This window comes from Chitinophaga pendula, from assembly GCF_020386615.1.
GTDB lineage: Bacteria > Bacteroidota > Bacteroidia > Chitinophagales > Chitinophagaceae > Chitinophaga > Chitinophaga pendula.
Window position 1 is genome coordinate 4476976 of record NZ_CP077769.1, and the last position, 23323, is coordinate 4500298.

At 50.4% G+C, this 23323-nt stretch carries 17 protein-coding genes; 12 read left to right on the plus strand and 5 right to left on the minus strand.

Annotation, left to right across the window (positions count from 1 at the left end; genetic code table 11):
- Positions 1-254: 254 nt before the first annotated feature.
- The 7 genes from KTO58_RS15945 (at position 255) to KTO58_RS15975 (ending at position 11388) form a co-directional block, all read left to right on the plus strand.
- The gene (locus KTO58_RS15945; RefSeq protein ID WP_095838415.1) at positions 255-3524 is read left to right on the plus strand and encodes a SusC/RagA family TonB-linked outer membrane protein; all 3270 of its coding nucleotides are present in this window, start codon (positions 255-257) and stop codon (positions 3522-3524) included.
- An 18-nt stretch (positions 3525-3542) separates the two neighbouring features.
- Positions 3543-5228 (plus strand): RagB/SusD family nutrient uptake outer membrane protein, encoded by a 1686-nt coding sequence (locus KTO58_RS15950; protein WP_095838414.1) that lies wholly within the window; start codon positions 3543-3545, stop codon positions 5226-5228.
- A 324-nt stretch (positions 5229-5552) separates the two neighbouring features.
- The gene (locus KTO58_RS15955) at positions 5553-8372 is read left to right on the plus strand and encodes an alpha/beta hydrolase family protein (RefSeq protein WP_095838413.1); all 2820 of its coding nucleotides are present in this window, start codon (positions 5553-5555) and stop codon (positions 8370-8372) included.
- Positions 8373-8786: 414 nt separating this feature from the next.
- Complete coding sequence (locus tag KTO58_RS15960) at positions 8787-9626, plus strand: helix-turn-helix domain-containing protein (RefSeq protein WP_157752908.1); 840 nt, start codon at positions 8787-8789, stop codon at positions 9624-9626.
- Between the two features lie 121 nt (positions 9627-9747).
- Complete coding sequence (locus KTO58_RS15965; RefSeq protein WP_095838411.1) at positions 9748-10197, plus strand: GNAT family N-acetyltransferase; 450 nt, start codon at positions 9748-9750, stop codon at positions 10195-10197.
- A gap of 2 nt (positions 10198-10199) precedes the next feature.
- Positions 10200-10712, plus strand: a complete 513-nt coding sequence (locus tag KTO58_RS15970) for a cupin domain-containing protein (RefSeq protein WP_095838410.1) — start codon at positions 10200-10202, stop codon at positions 10710-10712.
- Positions 10713-10770: 58 nt separating this feature from the next.
- On the plus strand, positions 10771-11388 hold the full coding sequence (locus KTO58_RS15975; RefSeq protein WP_095838409.1) for a DUF4230 domain-containing protein: 618 nt from the start codon (positions 10771-10773) through the stop codon (positions 11386-11388).
- A gap of 9 nt (positions 11389-11397) precedes the next feature.
- On the opposite strand, the gene KTO58_RS15980 is transcribed toward KTO58_RS15975, so the two are convergent.
- Positions 11398-12117 carry a hypothetical protein gene (locus tag KTO58_RS15980; RefSeq protein ID WP_095838408.1) on the minus strand — a complete coding sequence of 240 codons (720 nt, stop codon included), beginning with the start codon at positions 12115-12117 and terminating at the stop codon, positions 11398-11400.
- A 250-nt stretch (positions 12118-12367) separates the two neighbouring features.
- Here KTO58_RS15980 and rbp point away from each other — a divergent pair, with 250 nt between their 5' ends.
- From rbp to KTO58_RS16000, 4 genes are all read left to right on the plus strand, one after another.
- The gene (rbp, locus tag KTO58_RS15985; RefSeq protein ID WP_095838407.1) at positions 12368-12691 is read left to right on the plus strand and encodes an RNA-binding regulator; all 324 of its coding nucleotides are present in this window, start codon (positions 12368-12370) and stop codon (positions 12689-12691) included.
- Positions 12692-12964: 273 nt separating this feature from the next.
- Positions 12965-14101, plus strand: coding sequence for a peptide-N-glycosidase F-related protein (locus KTO58_RS15990; RefSeq protein ID WP_225859783.1), 1137 nt, complete (start codon positions 12965-12967; stop codon positions 14099-14101).
- A 111-nt stretch (positions 14102-14212) separates the two neighbouring features.
- On the plus strand, positions 14213-15427 hold the full coding sequence (locus KTO58_RS15995; RefSeq protein WP_157752907.1) for a helix-turn-helix domain-containing protein: 1215 nt from the start codon (positions 14213-14215) through the stop codon (positions 15425-15427).
- Between the two features lie 145 nt (positions 15428-15572).
- On the plus strand, positions 15573-17969 hold the full coding sequence (locus KTO58_RS16000) for a TonB-dependent receptor (RefSeq protein WP_095838403.1): 2397 nt from the start codon (positions 15573-15575) through the stop codon (positions 17967-17969).
- An 85-nt stretch (positions 17970-18054) separates the two neighbouring features.
- Here KTO58_RS16000 and KTO58_RS16005 read toward each other — a convergent pair whose 3' ends face one another.
- Both KTO58_RS16005 and KTO58_RS16010 read right to left on the minus strand, forming a co-directional pair.
- The gene (locus KTO58_RS16005; protein ID WP_095838402.1) at positions 18055-19413 is read right to left on the minus strand and encodes a dihydrolipoamide acetyltransferase family protein; all 1359 of its coding nucleotides are present in this window, start codon (positions 19411-19413) and stop codon (positions 18055-18057) included.
- A gap of 76 nt (positions 19414-19489) precedes the next feature.
- Positions 19490-20743: a CinA family nicotinamide mononucleotide deamidase-related protein gene (locus tag KTO58_RS16010; protein WP_095838401.1), complete on the minus strand. Its 1254-nt coding sequence runs from the start codon at positions 20741-20743 to the stop codon at positions 19490-19492.
- 230 nt (positions 20744-20973) lie between these two features.
- On the opposite strand from KTO58_RS16010, the gene dacB reads away from it, so the two are divergent.
- Positions 20974-22389 carry a D-alanyl-D-alanine carboxypeptidase/D-alanyl-D-alanine endopeptidase gene (gene dacB / locus KTO58_RS16015; protein ID WP_095838400.1) on the plus strand — a complete coding sequence of 472 codons (1416 nt, stop codon included), beginning with the start codon at positions 20974-20976 and terminating at the stop codon, positions 22387-22389.
- 9 nt (positions 22390-22398) lie between these two features.
- Here the strand turns inward: dacB and KTO58_RS16020 are convergent, their stop codons facing one another.
- Both KTO58_RS16020 and KTO58_RS16025 read right to left on the minus strand, forming a co-directional pair.
- Positions 22399-22812, minus strand: coding sequence for an acyl-CoA thioesterase (locus KTO58_RS16020; RefSeq protein WP_095838399.1), 414 nt, complete (start codon positions 22810-22812; stop codon positions 22399-22401).
- Between the two features lie 62 nt (positions 22813-22874).
- A complete protein-coding gene (locus KTO58_RS16025; protein WP_095838398.1) occupies positions 22875-23282 on the minus strand; it encodes a DoxX family protein in 408 nt (135 codons plus the stop codon).
- Between the last annotated feature and the right edge of the window lie 41 nt (positions 23283-23323).

Here is a 23323-nt window from a genome sequence, read left to right on the forward strand (position 1 = left end):
TGCTTTTTTAACCATACTTACCTTGTTAGCCGCCAAATAACGACAGAATTACAGCATCTGTTTTGATTATGTTATTTTATGCATAAATTCACTGTAATTAATTGCATAAAAACGCAATACTAGCTATGCCTTTTTGAGCAAGAATGATCAACCAGGACCTGTAACTACATAAAGCATATCCTTATATAAGTCTAACAATCAATCAATTTGAACTAAAATATTGTTGCTTCTTACCTTTATTAAATGTCACTCACATGAAATCAAAACTACTCTGCACTTTCATGCTTTTGCTGCTTTGTGCCAGTTCGTGGGCGCAACAGTTGGTACAGGGGATCGTCTCCGATAAATCCTCCCACCAACCCGTCATAGGCGCCACCATCACCGCCGGCAAACAAGCAGGCACCGTTACCAACGCAGAAGGACGATTTACCCTCAAGATACCCACCGGCCTCTCCTCCTTCCAGGTAACATCCGTAGGCTTCAAAACCCAGGTCATCGAGATCAATGGCAACACCGCCTACAACATCCAACTCGAAATAGATGAACGCTCCCTCGATCAGGTCGTAGTAGTAGGGTACGGCACCCAGAAAAAAGCCAACCTCACCGGCGCCGTCTCTACCGTTGATATACAGAAGACACTCACCTCCCGTCCCATCACCGATGTCGCCCGCGGCCTCCAGGGTAGTACCCCCGGCCTCACTATCACCACCAGCAGCGGCGCTATCGGACAAGACCCCGTTATCCGCCTCAGAGGTAATGCCGGCTCTATCAACACCGGCGCCGCCGGCGCTAAACCACTCATCCTGCTGGACAACGTAGAAATTCCCAGCTTGCAAATGGTCAACCCGGCAGATATAGCCTCCATATCCGTACTCAAAGACGCGGCCTCCACCTCCATATATGGTACCCGCGCCGCCTGGGGCGTCATCCTCATCACCTCCAAATCCGGCAAAAAAAGCGCCCATAGCCAGGTCACCTACTCCAACAACTTCTCCTGGAGTAAACCTACCACCCTGCCCGAAATAGCACCGGCAGCAGATGGCGCCGAAGTAACCCTCAGCGCCCTCCAACGTACCACCCCCTCCCGCACCGACTTCGGCGTACTAGGCATGTACTTCGATGCCCAGGGCATACAAAAAATCAGAGACTGGCAGACCCAATACGGCAATCAACAACTCAGCGACGAAATGATACAGGGAAGAGACTTCGAAATACGTGGTGGCAAACTATACTTCTACCGCCCCTGGAAAGTAGCAGACATGTACCTCCGCGACTGGACTCCACAACAAACACATGACGTGTCCATGAGCGGTGGCAACGACAAAACCACCTATTACCTCGGCCTCGGCTACCTCGGACAAAAAGGCATCCTTAAAGCCAATCCCGACGAATTCAATCGCTACAACGCCACCCTTAGCGTTAACTCCTCCGTAAAAAGCTGGCTCGACGTCAGAGGAAAAGCCATGTTCTCCCGCACCAAAAACCTAAGCCCATATACCTACTCCTCCGCCACCTTCGACCCCTGGTACTACCTGTATCGATGGCCGGAAGTATACCCTTACGGTACCTTCGAAGACAAACCCTTCCGCAATGCCGTAACAGAAGTACAACAGGCGAAGATGAATACCGAAAAAACCAACCTGGCCAGGATAGCTGCCGGCGCCACCTTTAAGATCGCCAAAGGCCTGACATTAGATGCAGACTACACTTATACCAACAATAACGTTCACCTCAATGAAACAGGAGGCACCGTTACTGCCTGGGACTTCTGGAGCGGTACCCTCAGCTATGGCCCCTACACCAGCCCCAGCTTCAATAAGGTGAAATACACCTCCTCCTGGTACGAACAAAATACCTTCAAAGCTTTCGCTACCTACCTCAAAGACATACAACAACATTCCTTCAAGCTGATAGCAGGTACCGATATAGAACTATATCGCGCCTGGGACCAGGGCTCCGAACGACGCGACCTTCTCGATCCCGACAAAGGAGAGATCCCCCTGGCTATCGGCGACCAGTTCGTTACCGGCTCCCGCACACACTGGGCCACCGCCGGCTATTTCGGTCGTATCAACTACGCCTATAAAAACAAATTGCTACTCGAACTCAATGGCCGTTTCGATGGCTCCTCCCGGTTCCCGCGCAATGACCAATGGGCCTTCTTCCCCTCCATGTCCGCAGGATATATCCTAACAGAAGAACCATTCATGCAATTCGCCAGACCCGTACTCTCCAATTTCAAAGTACGTGGCTCCTGGGGATCCGTCGGCAACCAGGTAGTAGGCGACTACCAGTTCCTGCCCGTCATGCCCCTCCAAAATTCCAACTGGCTGATCGGCAAAAACAATATGCCCACCTTCGGCCTCCCCAAATCCATCTCCCCTTCCCTCAGCTGGGAGACCGTAGCCACCATCGACCTCGGCTTCGATGCCCGCTTCCTGCAGGATAAACTGGGCCTCACCTTCGATTGGTACCGCCGCACCACCAGCAACATGCTAACTCCCGGCGTTACCTTACCCAGCTCCTTCGGCAATACACCGTCCCTGCGTAACTACGGTACCCTTCAAACCACCGGCTGGGAAATCGCACTCGACTTCAATCACGTCTTTAATAATGGATTGCGGCTCACCGCTACCGCAATACTATCCGACTTCCAGGAAAAAATCACCAAATACGCCAACACCACCAAAGCCCTCCCCAACCCTATCCCAGGTCTCAACAAGACTTATTACGAAGGACAAACACTGGGCGAAATCTGGGGTTATCAGACAGATCGATTCTTTACAAAAGACGATTTTCAACAAGATGCCAGCGGCAATCTCATCGTAGGGCCCAATGGTCGCTACCTCCTGAAAAATGGCATCCCCAGCCAGTCCCGATATGAAGAAACCTGGTTCTTCTACGGCCCCGGAGATATCAAATACAAAGACCTCGATGGCGATGGCAAAATCGACTTCGGCGCCCGAACAGTCGATAATCATGGCGACATGCGTGTGATAGGTAATACCACCCCACGCTACCAATATGGCTTACGCCTGGGTGCCAACTGGAAAGGTTTCGACATCGACGTATTCTTCCAGGGTGTCGGAAAACGAGACTACTGGGCTTCCGGCCCCATCTTCATTCCGGGATTCCGCGTATCCGAAGCATGGTACGCCCACCAGATGGACTACTGGACACCAGAAAATCCCAACGCCTTCTACCCCCGCCCCACCGATCAAGGACAATCCAATGACGCCAAAAACTTCCTCCCACAAACCAAATACATGCTGAACATGGCCTACACTCGATTGAAAAACCTCACCGTCGGCTATACACTGCCTAAAAAACTGACAGATCGCATACGACTTAACCAACTTCGTGTATACTTCAGCGGAGAAAACCTGGCAGAGATCGATCACCTCAAAATACCAATCGATCCCGAAGTCGACTATACCAGCGCCGGCCTTAATGATGCCAATACCTTCGGTAGAGTATACCCCTACCGCCGCTCATTCTCCTTCGGCCTCCAGGTATCCTTTTAACCATAAAACGTAATAACAATGAGAAAGAAAATATATACCCTCCTGCTGGCTGCCGCCTCACTGGCCGCCTGTCAGAAAAACTTCCTCGAAAGATCCCCCGTAGACAGAATGGAAGATGATACCTACTGGACCAACGAAAAGAACGTACGCACATTCGCCTGGGGATTCTATACCGACTATTTCTCCGGTTATGGCTCCGGCTTTACCTGGGGACGATACTTCAGCGGACAAGCACTCAACGACGACTTCGCCCCCACTTCACCCGGACAGTTCATCCGCAACATACCCGCCACCGACGCCGGCTGGTCCTTCTCCAATGTCAGAAGAGCCAACCTCATGATAGATCGCATCAACCGCGTACAAATGGATGATGCCGCCAAAAAACATTGGTCAGGCATTGGCCGTTTTTTCCGCGCCCTCGAATATGCCAACCTGGTCAAAAAATATGGCGACATGCCCTGGTATGATAAAGTGCTCACAGAAACAGATGCAGAACTCTACCGCGCAAGGGATACCCGCGTTTTCGTCATGGATAAAGTACTCGAAGATTTCAAATTCGCAGCCGAAAATGTCAGAGTCAGCGATGGAGAAGCCGGACTGACAGTAAATAAATATGTAGTGCTGGGATTTATGTCCCGCATATTCCTCTTCCAGGGTACCTGGCTAAAATATCACAATGTAGACCAGAACAAAGCCCAGGAATACCTGCAAGATGCCAGATGGGCCGCCGATGAAGTCATCAAGTCTGGCAAATATGCACTGGGCCCCGACTATCGCAAAGTGTTCAGTTCCCTCGACCTGACAGGCCACCCCGAAATGCTGCTGTTCAGAAGATATGAAGCAGGACTCATCACACATACACTCAATAGCTACAACAACAGAGAACCACAAAGCGGACCCTCTAAAAATGCGATCGAATCCTATCTCTGCTCCGATGGCCTGCCCATCAGCATATCTCCTCGCTATGCAGGAGATAAGTCCATTACCAATGTAATGTCCAACAGAGACCCTCGCCTCACCGCCACCTTCGTACCTGCTTTACGCCTGGATGGCTATGTATCCAACTACTCCTCATCAGGATATGCCACCTGGAAGTTCCTTAACGAGGAGATCAAAGACCTGCCCGAAGGCAGCTCCAACCTCAACCCGACCGATGCACCCGTCATCCGCTACGGCGAAATACTGATCAACTATGCCGAAGCAACAGCCGAACTAGGCCTACTCACACAAAGTGAACTCGACAAGTCCGTCAATGTATTACGCAAACGTACCGCTATCAACATGCCGGCACTACAGGTAATAGGCAATCAACCTGCCGTTAATGGTACAGCCTACGACGATCCCAAACGCGATCCTACCGTTTCTCCCATACTATGGGAAATACGACGCGAACGCCGCATCGAACTGATGATGGAAGGCTTCCGTCTCGACGACCTCCGCAGATGGAAAAAACTGGCTTACACAGATACCAAAGCCAACCCCGATATCAACAAAGGCGTGTGGATCAGAAAAGCAGATTATCCGAATCTTAAAACAGCGATCATCGAAAACAATGCACCGGAAGGCTACATCATCCCCGCATGGAAAGCAGAGTCCCAACGCTTGTTCGAAGACCCGAAAGTATATCTCGATCCACTCCCGCTGGATCAGATCAAACTATATAGTGATCAGGGCAAACAATTACTACAAAACCCTGGTTGGTAATTGACGGAACACCTGCTACACCCAGCCGGCGCTGCTATCAACAGCGCCGGCCTTTTTTTGATCCGTTGTCGTAATTTCTTACCGGTTTAATCCCGGTGGTAGGGTGTTTTTCCACAATGGCGTAGCCCATCTCTCCGGCAAAGGAACCATCGTGGAAAAAGCCAAATATGTAAGCAACTTCGACGAAGCTGTAGAGCAACTATCCACCTCCTGGATAAAGTAACCAAATAAAGCTGCACCGCTCCGAAGGATAGTGCAGCACCCCTCCCTCCGCTCATCCATCCTTTCTGGCAACTTTCCTTGTCTTTACATATTTTAGCTATTATGAGACTATCACTATTGGGGCTGGCCTTTTTAGGGCTTTACTCTTATTCCTATGCACAAAAGAAGCCGCTGGATCACACCGTATACGACAGCTGGCAGTCAATCGGCGCTAAAATGATCAGTAACGACGGACGATGGTCCGTATACACTATCACGCCACAGGAAGGCGATGCACAACTCGTCATCCACAACAATAAAAGCGGACAACAAAACACCTTCTCCCGGGCCCAGGCTCCGCTCATCACACAAGACAGCCGCTTCGTGCTGTATACCATCAAACCTGCCTTCGCCGACACCCGGGAGGCTCGCATCAAAAAAAAGAAACCGGCAGAAATGCCGAAAGACTCCCTGGGCATCATCAACCTGGAAACACTCGCCAATGGCGCCAGCGCATTGACCGTAGTGCCCAATGTCAAATCCTTCAAAGCACCAGCAAAAGGCAGCGGCATCATCGCCTATCTCCTCGAAATACCGGCAGATACAACCAAAGGCGCTAAACCCGCACCGGCTAAAGCACCCGCAGCTGCTACCAGCGACGACAAAGGTGCCGATGCCAAAGAAAATGGTATACTCGTTATCAACAACCTCTCCCGCCAACAGGTAGATACCTTCAAAGCGGTGTCCGACTATATCATCAGTAAACCGGGCAACAAACTACTGATCGAAATCACCCCGGAGAAAAAAGACGCTACCCTCCGCGATGCACTCCTCATCTGGGACGTAGCATCCCGCAAAATAGATACCCTCAGCCGCGGCAAAGCCGAACGCAAACAGCTGACCTTCGACGAAGAGGGCCTGCAAGCCGCTTGGGTAGCCTCTCGCGACAGCGCCAAAGCACCCATACACTACTACGCATTGAACTATTACAAAACAGGTCAAGACTCCGGCCACATAGTAGCCGACAAAAACACACAAGGCCTCTTCAAAGGCTGGAACGTAAGCGACAACGGTAACCTGTTCTTCAGCAAAAATGGCCAGCGCCTGTTCTTCGGTACCGCACCCATACCCGCACCAAAAGACACTACCATCGTCGATTTCGAAGTAGCTAAAGTAGATATATGGCACTATCAGGACGACTACCTGCAACCCATGCAGCTCAAAAATGCCGACCGTGAAACCAAACGTACCTTCCTCGCCGCTTACACTCCGGACACGCGCCGCTTTGTACAACTGGCCGATACCTCCCTCGAAAGTATCACCCTCCCCGCTGATAACAACAGCAACTACGTACTCGGCTCCTCCGATCGTAACAACCGCGTCCAGATACAATGGGTAGGTCGCACCCTAAAAAGTGCCTACCTCATCAACCTACAGGATGGCTCCCGCAAACTCATCCGGGATACCCTCGATGGCAGATACCTCATCTCACCCGCCGGACAGTACATACTCTGGTACGATATGGCCGCCAGACACTGGTTTACCTACAACGTCACCAATGGCACCACACTCAATATCAGCAAAAACATTCCGACCGCCATGTTCGATGAAGAAGATGATCATCCGGACCTACCTGGTGAATATGGTATCGCAGGATGGCTGCAGAACGACCAGTTCGTATACATCTACGATAGATATGATATCTGGAAAGTAGACCCCTCCGGCAAACAAACACCAGAAATGATCACACAGGGGCTGGGCCGCCGCGAACAACTACGCTTCCGCAACATCCGCCTCGACGAAGAAGAACGTTTCTTCAAACCGTCACAAACCTTACTCCTCGAAACCTTCCAGGAAACATCCAAATACAATGGATTCTACACCACCGGCGTAACAGGCAAACCCAAACCACCACACAAAATATTGCTCGAACCGTTCTCCTACTCCGAACCAGTAAAAGCAAAAAATACAACGGCCTACCTCTTTACCAAAGCCGATTATAAACACTCACCAGACCTCTATACCGGCGCATCCCTGGACAAATCCACACAGATCAGCCATATCAACCCGCAACAACAACAATACAACTGGGGAACGGCCGAACTCTTCAAGTGGACCGCATACAACGGCAAACCAGCCGAAGGCATCCTCTACAAACCAGAAGATTTCGATGCCTCCAAAAAATATCCGGTATTACTGTATTTCTATGAGAAACTCTCAGATGCCCTATACTCCTACCAACCACCAGCACCTACCCCCTCCCGCCTTAATATCTCCTTCTTCGTAAGCCGCGGATACCTGGTACTCGCTCCAGATATCACCTACGAAGATGGACATCCGGGACAGGGTGCATACGACTATATAGTAAGTGGCGCCAGAGCACTGGCACAGAACAACTGGGCCGATAGCTCCCGCATGGGTATCCAGGGACAAAGCTGGGGCGGTTACCAGGTAGCCTACCTCATCACCCGCACCCCACTATTCCGCGCCGCATGGGCAGGTGCCCCCGTAGCCAACATGACCAGCGCATACGGTGGTATCCGCTGGGAAAGCGGCATGAACCGCCAGTTCCAGTACGAACATTCTCAAAGCCGTATTGGAGCCACCCTCTGGGAAAAACCGGAACTCTACATCGAGAACTCCCCCCTCTTCCACTTACCCGCCGTACAGACACCGCTGGCCATCATGGCCAATGACGCCGACGGTGCCGTACCTTGGTACCAGGGCATCGAACTGTTCACCGGCTTGCGACGCCTCGGCAAACCTGTATGGATGCTCAACTATAACAACGAAGCACATAACCTCGTACAACGCCAGAATCGTAAAGACATACAACGTCGCGAACAACAATTCTTCGACCACTTCCTCAAAGACGAACCGGCTCCCCAATGGCTCAAAACAGGGGTGCCCGCCACCGAAAAAGGAAAGAACTGGGGCTGGTAATTCCGACAAATCACGTTTTTTTCAGGGCCGTCCTAAAGCAATAACTTTGCTTTGGGACGGCCCTGCCTCTTTCCAGGATATCCTATACCTCACGTCCACCTCTCCCGTATCATTCCTATAGCTTTCCTATACCTCACGTCCACCTCTCCCATATCATTCCTATAGCTTTCCTATACCTCACGTCCACCTCTCCCGTATCATTCCTATAGCTTTCCTATACTTCACGTACACCCATTCCATATTACCCCCGACTGACAAATAACCGCACAACACACGGAGCCCCAACTCTTATCCATCCTCCCAAACGACCCACCATAGAACTTATTAACATTTTTTTATAATAAAATAATTAGACATATATTTACAGCCAGAACGTGTAGATAGCTCGGATCACCCTCTAAATACCTTATGCCTATGAACTTCCAGATCTATCGTCCCAGCGCCAGCCTGCATCCCTATGTCAAGCAGTACTATTCCTGGCAGGATGACAACCACGGCACCTCTTCCATTCCGCAAAATCTGATCTCCCTCGGCGATCAATATTTACTCTTCATCCACAAAGGCACCGTGACCTGCAAACCGAAAAATCATAGCGCCTTCACACTCCCCTATGCCTCCGTGATCGGTCACTTCAACTGCGCCAGCCAACTCAAAGTAAGCGGCCCCGTTGATATCACCGTCATACAGCTGAATGCATATGGCGCCTACCGCCTCATAGGACTGTGCATGCACACCCTAACCAATTACTACCGCGATCTGTATAAATTGCAGCAACCGGCCTGGGAAACACTCGGACGGACCTTACAGGATGGCATCCAACAATCACTGCTGGGAAATATCCTCGACAATGCCCTCACAGCGATATTGGACACTCCCCGCCCCCTTCAGCAGATAGATGTCATCACCGAATTCCTTCTCAAACAAAATGGAAATACTGGTATCGACTACCTCAGCCGCCGCTTCGATATCTCCCGCCCTACCCTGGAACGCAGATTTATGGAAGTAGTCGGCCTCCCGCCAACATTATACACACGCATGCTCCGATTCAAAGCAGCCATGCGTAACCTCCAGCAGGTCAGCTTTCCACAATGGACCGCCTTCCTGCAAAACAATGGCTATTACAACGAAGCAGTATTTATTAAAGATTACCTCTACTTCAACGGGCAATCCCCTTCCTTCTTCGAGCCAGCCATCAATACCACCATCACCGCTATGCTCCCGCATACAGACATGCACGTAGCAGCTGCCGGATAAGATATAAAATCCAATAAAAAAGAGCGGTAAGGCAGCCCCCTGCGTTACCGCTCTTTTTATTTACTTATATTCTTTACCTTAAGCACCTAAATTTGTATCAAACCTCCTATTCAAATAAACCATGCTAGTACATCAGAATACCTTCACAATCAATACCGACCCGCAAAAACTGGATATACCGCTTATCCACAAATTCCTTTCCGAAGAATCATACTGGGCAAAAAACGTCCCATATGAGATAGTAGCTCGTGCCATCAACAACTCCTTGTGTTTCGGCCTCTATCAACAGGATACCCAGATCGGATTCGCACGCGTCATCACCGACCGTGCCTCTTTCGCCTACCTCGCTGACGTATTCATCATACCCCGATTCCGCGGCCAGGGCCTCTCAAAATGGCTGGTACAAAACATACTCGCCCATCCCGAACTACAAGGCCTACGCCGGTGGATGCTCGCCACCTCCGACGCACATGGACTATATAGCCAATTCGGATTCTCCGCCATTCAAAATCCGGAACCTTTTATGCACATTCATAACCCAGACATCTATCAAACATTAAACAAGCAATAACCATGGGCCAAGCCATTTATACCGCACAATACTGGCGCGAACAACTCTCCCTCACACACCACGTAGAAGGAGGCGCTTTCCGCGAAACATACCGCTCCTCACTCATACTTCCCAAGACAGCCTTGCCCGCCGCCATTAAAGGCGACCGCAACGCCGCCACAGCTATCTATTTCCTCCTCGAACATGGAGAATTCTCCGCTTTCCATCGCATCGCCGCAGACGAAATATGGCATTGCTACGATGGACAACGGCTATACATATACGAAATAGAACAGGACGGCTCCCTCACCAAACATATGCTGGGCAAAAATATCCAGCAGGGCGAAAATCTACAGGTAGTCATCAAAGCAGGTAACTGGTTCGCCTCTCGCATAGAAACACCAGGCACATTCGCACTCGTCGGCTGCACCGTCGCACCTGGCTTCGATTTCGAAGACTTCGAACTGGCAGATCGAAACACCCTCCAGACACAATATCCACAACATGCCAACCTCATCGGCGAACTCACCCGCTAATAACCAATTCCCGCCACAGGCACGGAAATGGTAGTAGCATCAGCAGAAAAATTATCTCATGAAAAAATTGATAGGAACATTACTCGCCGTGCTGCTCATCGTACTGGTCTTCTGGCTGGGACAAAAGTTCGGTAGCAAAAATGTCAATCAACAAATACTATCCAATAACCTCATCGTACAGGAAATAGCCGAACTGTCCAGCCTCGAAGTACAAGGCGTAGCCAGCATCAAAAGAAGCAACGTCAACCAGGGAAATGACTGGTCCGACAACATGAAAAAAACATTCCTGGAAAATACCATCTGGGTCTCCGTACCCTACCTGGCTAAATATGGGGTCGATATAGATAAAAATAACTTCTCCGTCAAAGTAAGCGATAAAAAAATCACCGTCAACCTCCCCGCTCCCAAACTACTGAGCTACGAACTCAAAGTCGATAAAATGGAAACCGCCACCAGAAAAGGATGGCTCCTCTTCCAGGACGACGACACCTACACCGATGTACAAAAGAAACTATACCAGTCCTCCCGCGGTCAACTGGAAAAAAATACCACGTATATAGAGCAGTCCAAACAAAAGATCCGGAAGATCATCACCCAATACTACCAACCCTTCCTGAAAGATCATACCCTCGAAATACACTTCGATGGCGATTCTTCCATACCAGCACTGCCATAAATCGGTAGCCTAAGCAGCATTCCGCGCAATATACTTTACCAGCAAACGCTTCGCCACCGGCAACAACGTCTCCGCTACAGGCGCCACCAGGTTCGTCTCCACCCGGTACACCGCCGGGTTAGGCAACTGGTTACGCTGCCGTATCAGCAACGTCTTGATATGCTCCGCCGTATGCGACAGATCCTGCGGATAACCTTCCACATAATGCAGGTGAATACCACGGTACTGCTCATCATGCCGCTCGAAGATCGTCAACCGGTACTCATACACCAACGTATCCCGGTACCGGCCATCACAAAGCAATAAATACCCTTCCTTGATATCCAATGGAATCAAACCCACCGGGTGTATCTGCATACTGCCCTCCACAAACTCAAATATTTCCGTACCATCCCGGATCGTATGATCCATCTTCCGGATCGCATACTGAATGATATCCTCCAACTCCGTCATCATCTCATCATCCGCCACAATCTGCTCATACAATAACTGCAAACGCTCCAGGTTCACCCCGTTCAGCCGCTTCGGAAACCGCTGCTGCAACGATTGTTTGTTCTCCTTAAAAGCAATCAGATTGTTGTAGTGAAAGATCACATCCGCCAACTGAGGATATAACCTCGTTTCATTAAAATGACGATGAATCTCCTGCAGGTAAGATAAAAGCGTGTACTTTTTGAGTTCAAAGTCTATATACCCGTCCGCAAACCAGGTTTCGCTTAATGTACCCATACAAATTAAACTTAATGGATTATGTACTTAATTTACGAAAAAATCACCATAATCCTGCCCTTCCTCACCCCTCCTCCCCTTTACTTTCAACACTTACTGAAACCATTGTATTTCAATGCAGTAAAGGATTAACACCCCTTGAAACCTGCCAAATAAGCCACCGTTTGCAAATTATTTCTAAAGGGTATCTTTTTATTAAACTAATTTCCCTAACTTCAGTATTATTTTTAATTTTTTTAATTTTTTAGTCATGAACATTTACGTAGCCAACCTGCACTACAGGTTGAACGATGAGGACCTTCACCAAATATTCAGCGAGTTTGGAGAAGTTTCCTCCGCTAAGATCATCAAAGACCATGAAACTGGCCGCTCACGTGGTTTCGGATTCGTGGAAATGCCCAACCAGGAAGAAGCAGCAAAGGCTATGGAAAGTTTGAACGGCAGTGAGGTAGAAGGAAAACAATTAATGGTAAACGAAGCTAGACCAAAACAACCGAATAATAATTCCAGAGGTGGTGGTGGATTCAACCGCGGCGGCGGTGGTTACGGCGGCGGTCGTGATCGTCGTTATTAATTCAGTTGGTGCTTACCTTATTTGGTCCTAAACCAGCGCAAATGGCTCCCCCAGGGAGCCATTTGTAATTTATCCCCTCCCCCCTGGGTAAAAACCCCCTCCCTCCGTATCTTTATATTGTGTGGCCCTATCAGCGAAGACAGCGCCCGTAAAGCCTGCCTTATCCGCAAACCGCAAACCCGCATTCCACGCACTCCGCATAGTATGAACAATGAAACAGATCCGGGACCCAATCCCCCGGATTCATCATCACATAACCCGATAAATCCATTTATGAAACCAATCTCCATCTCAACCTGGCTCTTAGCCACCACCATCGCCTTTTCCGCTTGTAAACAAAACCTGACAGAAGATCTCAACACCTCCCTGCCAGTCAAAAACAACACCGCCGCCAACGCACTCACCGGCAACTACTCCGAAGACATCTTTACAAGCCTCGACTTCTACAACGGATACGCCGACCCTCTCTACAAGGAAAAAGATGGTATCATCTACCTCGACAACACCGTCGCTCTCAAAAAGATCAGCCTCCGCAACAAAGTAAACCCCACCGCCAACATCAAAGGCGAACTCCGTATCTACCAAAAGGGGGATGGCTACGACCGCGATGGCCAGCTGTTCTTCATCCGCGACTCCGTCGTAAAAGCCATCCTTAATAACAACATCTCCTTCGATGCCGCCGCCAAACAAAAATTACTCAACTTCACACCCAAAACCGGCTACCTCTATATCACCCCCTTTTTCTTCTGGTACCAGTCCATACAATCCGTACCATATACCTTTAATCTCAAAGACGTCGCTTCCCTCCTCACCGGAGAAGACTCCTGCTGGGTAGGCCTCAGCGCATGGGGCGTCGACTGGACAGGCAAAAAGTCCGAAGGCCACGCCTACGACTGGAACCTCGCCGGCGAAAAAAGAACCTTCACCGCCGACCTCAAGATCACCGCCGACAACAGCAGCTCCAATCCCAACCCCACCTACATCCAGGCCGTACAGTTTGGCACCATCAAAAATACCGATGGCTCCAACGCCCGCACCTTCTCCCAGACAATCACCGTCCCGTATAAACTGAAAAATGCCAGGATCATCGTCATCTCACAAGCCTGGGGCGCCGACTTCGGCGGAGAAGAATATAACTATCGCACCCACAACGTCAGCTGGGATGGCACAAAGATAGGCACCTTCTCCTCCAAAGAAGCCTGCGGCCCCAACACCATGCGCAGCGAAGATATATCATCCAGCCCGCGCAACTGGTGCCCCTCCAATATCGTAACACCACATACCATCAATATTTCCGGCAACATCGAAGCAGGCAGCTCCCACACCGTCAAACTCGATATCGTCAATGCCAAAGCCGATGCAAAGAACTATTTCAAAATCTCTATCTACATCGCAGGCGAAAAAATCTAAACCTTCTATACTCCTTATCATAAATAAAGGCATTTACCAAAGTGGTAAATGCCTTTTTATCTACTTGCAAAAACAGCGTATTTCCGTAGTTTTCCATTCGAATCACCGCGAATGGAAAATTATAGCATACTTGGTAATATCAGCTTACTGGCGTTTTTTGTTACATTATTGCTTAATCTCTACCTGCTTACCGTCAAAGGCAGCCGTACATTAAGCAACCGCCTCCTCGCAGCCTGTTTCCTGCTCAACGCCATCGATATCAGTGTGTTCTTTACCTACCAGTTTTCCAACGAACACCTTGTTTACAACATGATAAGAAGCCACCTGCCCTACCTCGGTGCCCCCCTTATCTACCTCTATGTCGTATCCGTCTGCTACGCCAACTTCCGCCTCCGACCCATACACCTGCTCCATACCATCCCCTTTTTCCTGGTCATCCTGGTAGTCGTACCGCGTTTCTATCTCGCCAACGATCCCACCCGCGCTGACTTACTCCAACATTTCAACACCTCCATCGAAGGCAGACTCATATTTGCCATCGGCCACCTCCAAACCCTCGGATACAGCATCGCCATGTTCGTTACCCTATACCGGTACAAAAAACAATTCCTGGAAAATTACGCCGATGCCGACAGCTATAGCTACAAATGGCTCATGCAACTCACCATCATCACCGCCCTGGCACACCTGCTGGGCATCATCAAAGGCGCCTTCCGCCTATACGGCTATGTCTACACGCATTACTACATCCAGATATTTGTCACCCTCCTCTTCCTGGGCATCCTCTGCTGGATCGTCCTCAAAGTAATGTACACCCCCGAACTCTTCCGCGGCATCGACTCCCGTATTCCACTGGTAGCCGAACTGGATACACCGCCACCCTCCCAAGCATCCCATATCCCAGCAACCCGTACTCCGGCTCCCCATACCTCCGAACCCAATTCCTCCGCACCATCAACACCAAAAGAAGACCCCGCCATCACCGAACGCATCGAATTCCTCCGCAAACACATGGAGGTCACCGAACCGTTCCTCGAATCCGCCATCACCATCCAACAACTGGCCGCTCAAACCAAAATACCCGTACGCGACCTCTCCCTCCTCATCAACCACCACATCGGCCAACATTTCTTCGATTTCATCAACGAATACCGCATCCGAAAAGCCATGAGCATCTTCCGAGACCCCTCCCAAAAAGACCTCAACATCCAAGAAGTATTCTATCAGGTCGGTTTCAACTCCAAATCCTCCTTTAATACCGCCTTCCGAAAACAAACAGGTCTCACCCCTACTCAGTACAAAAACAATTCACTATCAAATAGTTAGAAAAAAGTCGAACGTCCCTTTTTAATCTCGTACCCTTTTCCTGCCCAAAAATCAGTTCGACTTTTTTTAGTCGGCCGCCGCCCGTTTACCGCTTCCGCACCTTTGTGTCATCCGACTAAATCGAACACTCTAAAAGCGGAATACTATGAAAAGGATCATCACAATCATCATCATTATCATCAGCCTCTTATACACAAAAGGCACATTCGCACAGATACAATTAAAAGGAACCGTATTACAAAAAACAAGTACTGTAGCCTGGGCTAACGTCATCCTAACTGACGCAGGTGGTCAAATGACCACCGGAGCCCTTACAAAGGAAAATGGCTCCTTCATCCTCACCGCCAAACCAGGCCACTACACCGTCAAAATATCGTTCCTCGGCCTCAACGACTGGTCCTCCTCCGTCCAACTCGACAAAGACACCGACCTCGGCACCATCCACATGACCGAAAAAACCGGTCAGCTCGCCGAAGTCATCGTCTCCGCCAGGAAAAAAATGATCGAATACAAAGCCGATCGCCTCGTCCTCAATGTGGAAAACAACATCAACGCCATCGGCGGCAACGGCATCAACGCCATCAAAAGCGCCCCGGGCATCATCATCGGCAAAGATGGCAATATCAGCATGCTGGGCCGCGGCGCCGCCCGCGTCATGGTCGATGGCAGACTCATAGAACTCACCGGCCCCGACCTCGTCGACTACCTCAACACCATCTCCGCCAACGATATCAAAAGCGTAGAAGTCATCTCCAACCCACCCGCACGCTACGATGCCGGCAGCACCGGCGGCTTGATCAACATCATCCTCAAAAAAGGAGCCGCCAACGCCTGGAAAAATACAACCTCCTTCTCCGCCGACCAACAACGATACAATGCCTTCAACCTCCGTAACAACTTCTTCTATAATAAAAACAGGATAAAACTCTCCGCCAACCTGGGCGGAAAACTGGGCGCCATCCACACCCGCGAAGATATCAACACCTACTACCCCGCCGGCCCCTGGAACCTCAACGTCTCAGGCAAACAAAAAGAGAACAATATCTCCGGCGGCCTGGCCCTCGACTACGACCTCTCCGATCGCACCACGATCGGTATACAATACATGGGTAGCCACAGCACCCCCAACACCAATAATGTCATCACCATCGGTATCCACAACGCCGCTAATCAACTCGACTCCCTCCTCATCAACGACGCGACCAACATCCTCGGTATCACCAGCCACACCGCCAACGCACACCTGGTATCCCGCCTCGATACCCTCGGCCGCCAGCTGTCATTCGATATCGACTTCTTCGACTTCAACTCCGGCTTCGACAACAACTTCGTCGCCAACAGCTACAACCCCGCCGGCAAATTCCTCAACGCCATACAGGCCGCCAGGAACGTCTCCAACCAACACATCCGCAACGGTAGCTTCAAAATCGATATAGAACACCCGCTCAAGTTCGCCCGCCTCTCCTATGGCGCTAAAGTGAGCATCATCGACAGCCGCGCCTCCGTCAATTATTATAATACCCTCTCCGGCCCCCCCGAATGGGACCCCAACCGCTCCAATGACTTCAACTACCGCGAAAATAACCAGGCTATATATATCAATGGTGCCCGTGACTTCGGCAGCAAATTCAGCCTCCAACTAGGCCTCCGCGCAGAACATACCAGCACCAAAGGCCACTCCCTCAATACAAAAGAAACTAACACCAACGAATACCTGAAATGGTTTCCAACTGCTTTTCTCTCCTTCAAAGCCAATGCTAAAAACACCTGGATGTTCAACTACGGTCGCCGGATCAATCGCCCCGGATTCAGAAACCTGAACCCTGCCCGTGCCTATATTAACAGTAACAGCTACTCCGAAGGAAACCCCTTCCTGCAGCCGTCATTCGTAGACAACTTCGAACTATCACATGTATATCGCAGCACCTGGCGCACCAGCCTCTTTTTCTCCAATACCACCAATGGCTTCGGTACCGTCTTTACCTCCGATCAGGCGACCAACATCCAGATCATCAGCCGCCAAAACTACTTCCGCGAAGCCTACTTCGGCATCAGCGAAACATACAGCAACAATATCACCCCCTGGTGGCAAACACAGATCAATCTCAGCATCATGGGCTCCAACACCAGGTTCACCAACCACATCAACGCCACTCCCATGAATGGTGTCCAGTTCTTCGGCGCCGCCAACAACACCTTCAACCTCGGCAAAAACACCGCCCTCCAGGTAGACTACTCCTACAGCTCCCCCTTCAAAAGAGGCCTGTTCTCCGTGGGCTACATGTCCGGCCTGGATATCGGTATCAAACAAAGCCTCCTGGATAAGAAACTCCAGCTCTCCCTGCTGATCAACGATGTTTTCAATACCAATACCCTGAAAGACTATGCCTCCACCGTCAACGGTATCCGGCAAGTATACGCACAAAACTACAGCAGCCGCTTCGTCAGGCTCTCCCTCAGCTACAGCTTTGGCAACAATAAGATCAATGTGAAGAAAAGGACACAGGGAAATACAGAAGAATTCAAAAGGGCAGCTCAATAACGGATGATCCTGACATAGATACAACCCCAAAAAAAGAAAGGCTGCTCCGTATAGAGCAGCCTTTCAAATATTATGATAAAGGATTCTAGTACTCCTTGTTCGCATCGAAATTCTCCAACTCCTGCGCCACAGCACTCAGGAATGTAGATCCCAGAGAACCGTCCACGATACGGTGATCGTAAGACAAAGACAGGTACATCATATGACGGATGGCAATAGCATCCCCATGAGGTGTCTCTATCACCACCGGACGCTTTTTGATAGCACCCACCGCCAATATCGCCACCTGCGGCTGGTTAATAATAGGCGTCCCCATCAAGCTACCAAAAGTACCTACATTCGTCAGCGTGAAAGTACCACTCTGCGTATCCTCCGGCTTCAGTTTATTCTGACGCGCAGCATTAGCCAGGTGATTCACCTGCTTGGTCAACCCTACCAGGTTCAGCATGTCCGCATTACGGATCACCGGCACGATCAGGTTGCCACTAGGCAACGCCGTAGCCATACCAATGTTGATATCTTTCTTCAGGATGATCTTGTCGCCGTCCAGTGAACAGTTCACCAAAGGGAACTTCTTGATACACTTCACTACCGCCTCTACAAATAAAGGCGTGAAAGTGATCTTCTCCCCTTCCCGCTTCTCAAACCCTTTCTTCACACGCTCTCTCCACATCACCAGGTTAGTCACATCTGCCTCCGCAAAGCTCGTCACATGCGGACTCGTATGTTTACTATGCACCATATGGTTAGCGATCAACTTACGCATACGGTCCATCTCGATGATCTCTACATTACCACCATAAGAAGGCGTACTACCCGCTACCGGTACAGCTATCACTTCCGCACGGGTAGCCGGCGCCCCAGGAGCAGCAGTAGCGACAGCAGCAACAGGAGCAACAGGAGCAGCAACAGGTTGCGTAGCTCCAGCCGGCGCCTTGCCTTGCTTACGGGCAGCTACATACTCCAGGATATCTTTTTTGGTCACCCTACCTTCATTTCCACTACCAGGCAGGTTCTCCAACTCAGCAAAACTTACACCCTCCTGCTGCGCTATAGTAAGCACCAGCGGAGAATAGAAACGCGCACCACCACTCTTCTGCACCGGCTCAGCTGCAGGAGCAGCCGCTTCAGCAACAGGCGCAGTAACAGATCCCCCAGCAGCAGGAGCAACAGGAGCAACAGGAGTAGCTACACCAGCTTCCGCAGTAGTATTGATACGGGCGATCACTGCACCTACAGGCACCACGTCATTTTCAGCATATAATATCTCGGTAATTTCCCCTTCAGCAATGGAAGGTACCTCACTGTCCACTTTATCCGTAGCGATCTCCAGCACCGTCTCATCCACCTTCACATGATCCCCGGGCTTTTTATGCCAGCGCAACACGGTGGCTTCCATGATGCTCTCTCCCATTTTAGGCATTACCAGTTCTACAATAGCCATAAGATTGATTTTAGCGTTTTAATGTCGACAAAAATAAGGGAATTTAATTACCTGCAATGTTTTGCACACCTGCGGGCTATTGATCCGCCAATAGGAGCTTCCGTAGCTCATTCAGCGCATAGGTGGCCGTAATCCGGATATTCGTCATGCGCTCATACCGCAACTGGTGTTTGAAAGAGATCGTCTCCGCCGCATTAGCCACCGCTATCCATACCGTCCCCACCGGCTTCTCCGGCGTACCGCCGTCAGGCCCCATAATACCGGAAATAGCGATCACATAATCCGTCTTTAACACCCGCAGTCCCCCCGCAGCCATCTCCCGCACCGTCGCCTCACTCACCGCTCCATCCCGCACCAGCGTCGCAGGTTCCACGCCCACCACCGCCGTCTTCACCTCGTTCGCATAACTCACCACACTGCCCTTATACCAGGCAGAACTACCAGACAATTGTGTAATACTGTGCGCCACATACCCCCCCGTACAACTCTCTACCGTACCTACCGTCTTACCCCGCGCAACCAGCAACTGCCCTACCACCGCAGCCAAAGGAATATCCTGGTCCGCCACCGTAATATCAGGCAACAACTCCTTCAACTGATGAAAATGCATAGACACCTCCGCCGCCGTCGATACCTTATCCTTTCCAAAGGCCGTCAACCGCAACTTCAGCAAACCAAAACTAGGCAGATACGCCAGCTTGATATGAGCAGGCAGCTGCGCCTCAAAATCCACCAGCCGCTCCGCTATAAAAGACTCTCCTAGCCCCGCCGTCAGCAACGTCTGGTGCAATACCACCGGCGTCTCAAAATACGCCTGCAACTTCGCCAGCACCGTACGCTCCATCATCCCCTTCATCTCAAAAGGCACACCAGGCATCGATACATATACCCGACCGTTTTGCTCAAACCACATCCCCGGAGCAGTACCCCGGCTGTTAGGGATCACCGTACACACATCCGGCACCAACGCCTGATCCAGGTTACGCTGCAGTATCGGCAATCCACGACTCTCAAATAACTGCATCACCGTCTTATACACCTCCGGGTCCTGTACCAGCACACCTCCGAAATACTCCGCCAGCACCGGCTTCGTAATATCATCGGCAGTAGGTCCCAAACCCCCTGTTATCAACACAATATGCGAATTAGCGCCTTCCTCTTCCAGCGCCTTCCAGATGGCTTCCCTGGTATCTCCTACGGCTACACGCCGCTGTACCCAGATGCCGATATTATTCAGCTCCTGCGCCATCCAGGCAGAATTAGTATCTATCGTCTGCCCTATCAGTAACTCATCACCGATAGTAACAATACTGGCCGTAACTTTTTCCACGCTTCTTATATTTGAATTTTGAGCAATAAAAGTACGTTGGTTTTAGCAATTAAAACCGCGCGCCGGCACCAACCCTCATACCAGAATCGATAGTTTGTAATTTTCTCGGGGCAAAAATATACATTACCCGCCACCAGCCCCTTATCAGCTGAACATTCCTCCCGCTTGCTCCGCGTTTATTTAAAGATTGTTCAATATACACGTACTGCAGGAATTAACTAAATTGCCCCATGATCCAACGTATCCTAGCAAGTGTCTGTTTACTCGGAATTACCAGCGCACTCCACGCTCAAAATACCGCCCAGCAACTCCAGTCCGCATTGTCCACCCTCACCAAAGACCCTCAGCTGAAATATGCCTCCTGGTCGATGACCGTCATCAATGCACAGACCGGCACCCGGATATTCGAAGACAGATCCCAGCAAGCACTCGCCCCAGGCTCCGTCCTCAAAATCATCACCGCCACCACCGCACTCAGCCTGCTGGGTAGCAACTACCAGTACAAAACCACCGTCGCCTACGATGGCAACATCCACACCAATGGCACCCTCCAGGGCAATATCATTATTAAAGGTGCCGGCGATCCCTCCCTTGGCAGCCCCCGCTACCAACAAAATAAAGACAACGTCGTCCTCCAGGATTGGGTAGATGCCATAAAAAAAACCGGGATCAAAAAGATAAATGGAAAGATCATCGCCGACGATGCCGCCTTCGATACACAAACAGTACCCGATGGCTGGATATGGCAAGACCTCGGTAACTACTATGGCGCAGGCGCCTCCGGCCTCTCCTGGCGCGAAAACCAGTTCGATATCCTCCTCCAGCCTTCCTCCCGCACCGGCGCCCCCGTCGCCTACAAAGGCACCCGCCCCGAAATGCCCTACCTCACCATCATCAACGAACTGCTCACCGGCCCCGCCGGATCAGGAGACCAGGCATACGCATACCTCCCCCCATACACCAATACCGCCTACCTCAGAGGCACCTTGGGCCTCGATGAAAAAAATACATCCATCGCCGCAGCCATCCCCGACCCCGGATACGAATGCGCCTACCGCCTCCAGGAAGCCCTCCGCCAGGCCAACATCACCACCGCCGGCATCACCACCGCCCGCCTCCTCCATGCCACCGGACAATCACTGCCCGCACGTACCTCCAACATCACCACCACCAACTCCCCTTCACTGGACAAGATCATATACTGGTTCCTGAAAAAAAGTATCAACCTCTACGGTGAACACCTCCTCAAAACACTCGCACTACAACAAACAGAAGCCGCCTCCACCACCGCCGGTATCACCCGCATCAAACAGTACTGGCAACAAGCAGGCATCGACAGCAACGCCCTCAATATATTCGATGGCAGCGGCTTGGCCCCCGCCAACCGCATCACCACCAGCGCCTTGACAAACGTCCTCTTCCGCGCACAAAAAGAAAGCTGGTTCCCCATATTCTATGACGCACTCCCAGAAATCAATAACATGAAAATGAAAGATGGATATATCAACAACGTAAGAGCATACGCCGGCTACACGAAACCCAAACAGGGCCCGCCATTAATATTCGCCTTGATCGTTAATAACTTTAATGGAACACCGGGTACAGTCCGGCAGAAAATGTGGAAAGTGCTCGACACACTCAAATAATAAAATACGTCAACTACTAAAATAAGGAGCCAGCCGCTCCCGCAACAATTCCGGAAAATCCGTCTTCCGCTTCGTCGCCGCATCCACAAATGCCAGCGTCGTCACCCCCACATTCAATAACTTCCCCTCCTCATTATACAACTCCGTATGAAATTGTATACGGGAAGCTCTGGGCCACTCCTTCAATATCGTCTTCACCGTAATCAGATTATCGTAAAAGATCGGCCGGTAATACTTCAAATTCATCTCCACCACCGGCATTAACACCCCCTGCTCCTCCATATCCGCATACGAAACCCCCAACTCCCGGATCGCCTCTACTCGGCCCACCTCATAATACAACGCATAATTACCGTGATACAGAAATCCCATCTTATCTGTCTCTCCATACCGGACACGTATATGCGTAATAGATGTAAACATGATTAACTCCTACTTACTTTATACTTCACAAATCATTGATAACAAACAGACTGCAACGATCCTTACTTGCCAATCAAACTGTCCATAGATACCCTTCCCGGACCCGTGAACAAGATCACCACATAAGCCGTCAGATACAATAAAGCCTTCTCCTTCACCTCAATAGCATCGTTCGCATGTATCATAAAAGCCGCCACCGACATACAGATGATCAATGGTATCACCGCCAGCCGCGTCAGTAAACCCATTATCAGGAATACCGAACAAAATACCTCCGCAAATACCACCATCCCCAACGAAGCCGTCCTCCCTACCCCAAACGGATCAGCAAACTTATGCTGTAAACTGGCAAAATTGATCAGCTTAGGCCACCCATGCGTTAACATCAATAACCCAAACATCACGCGCAACACCAACATCGAAAAGCTCACAGCACCACTGGTAAAGTTAGCAGAGAACAGTTTTCTCATAGACAGTAAAATGGTTTAATTCTTGTAAGGTCTAAATCGCC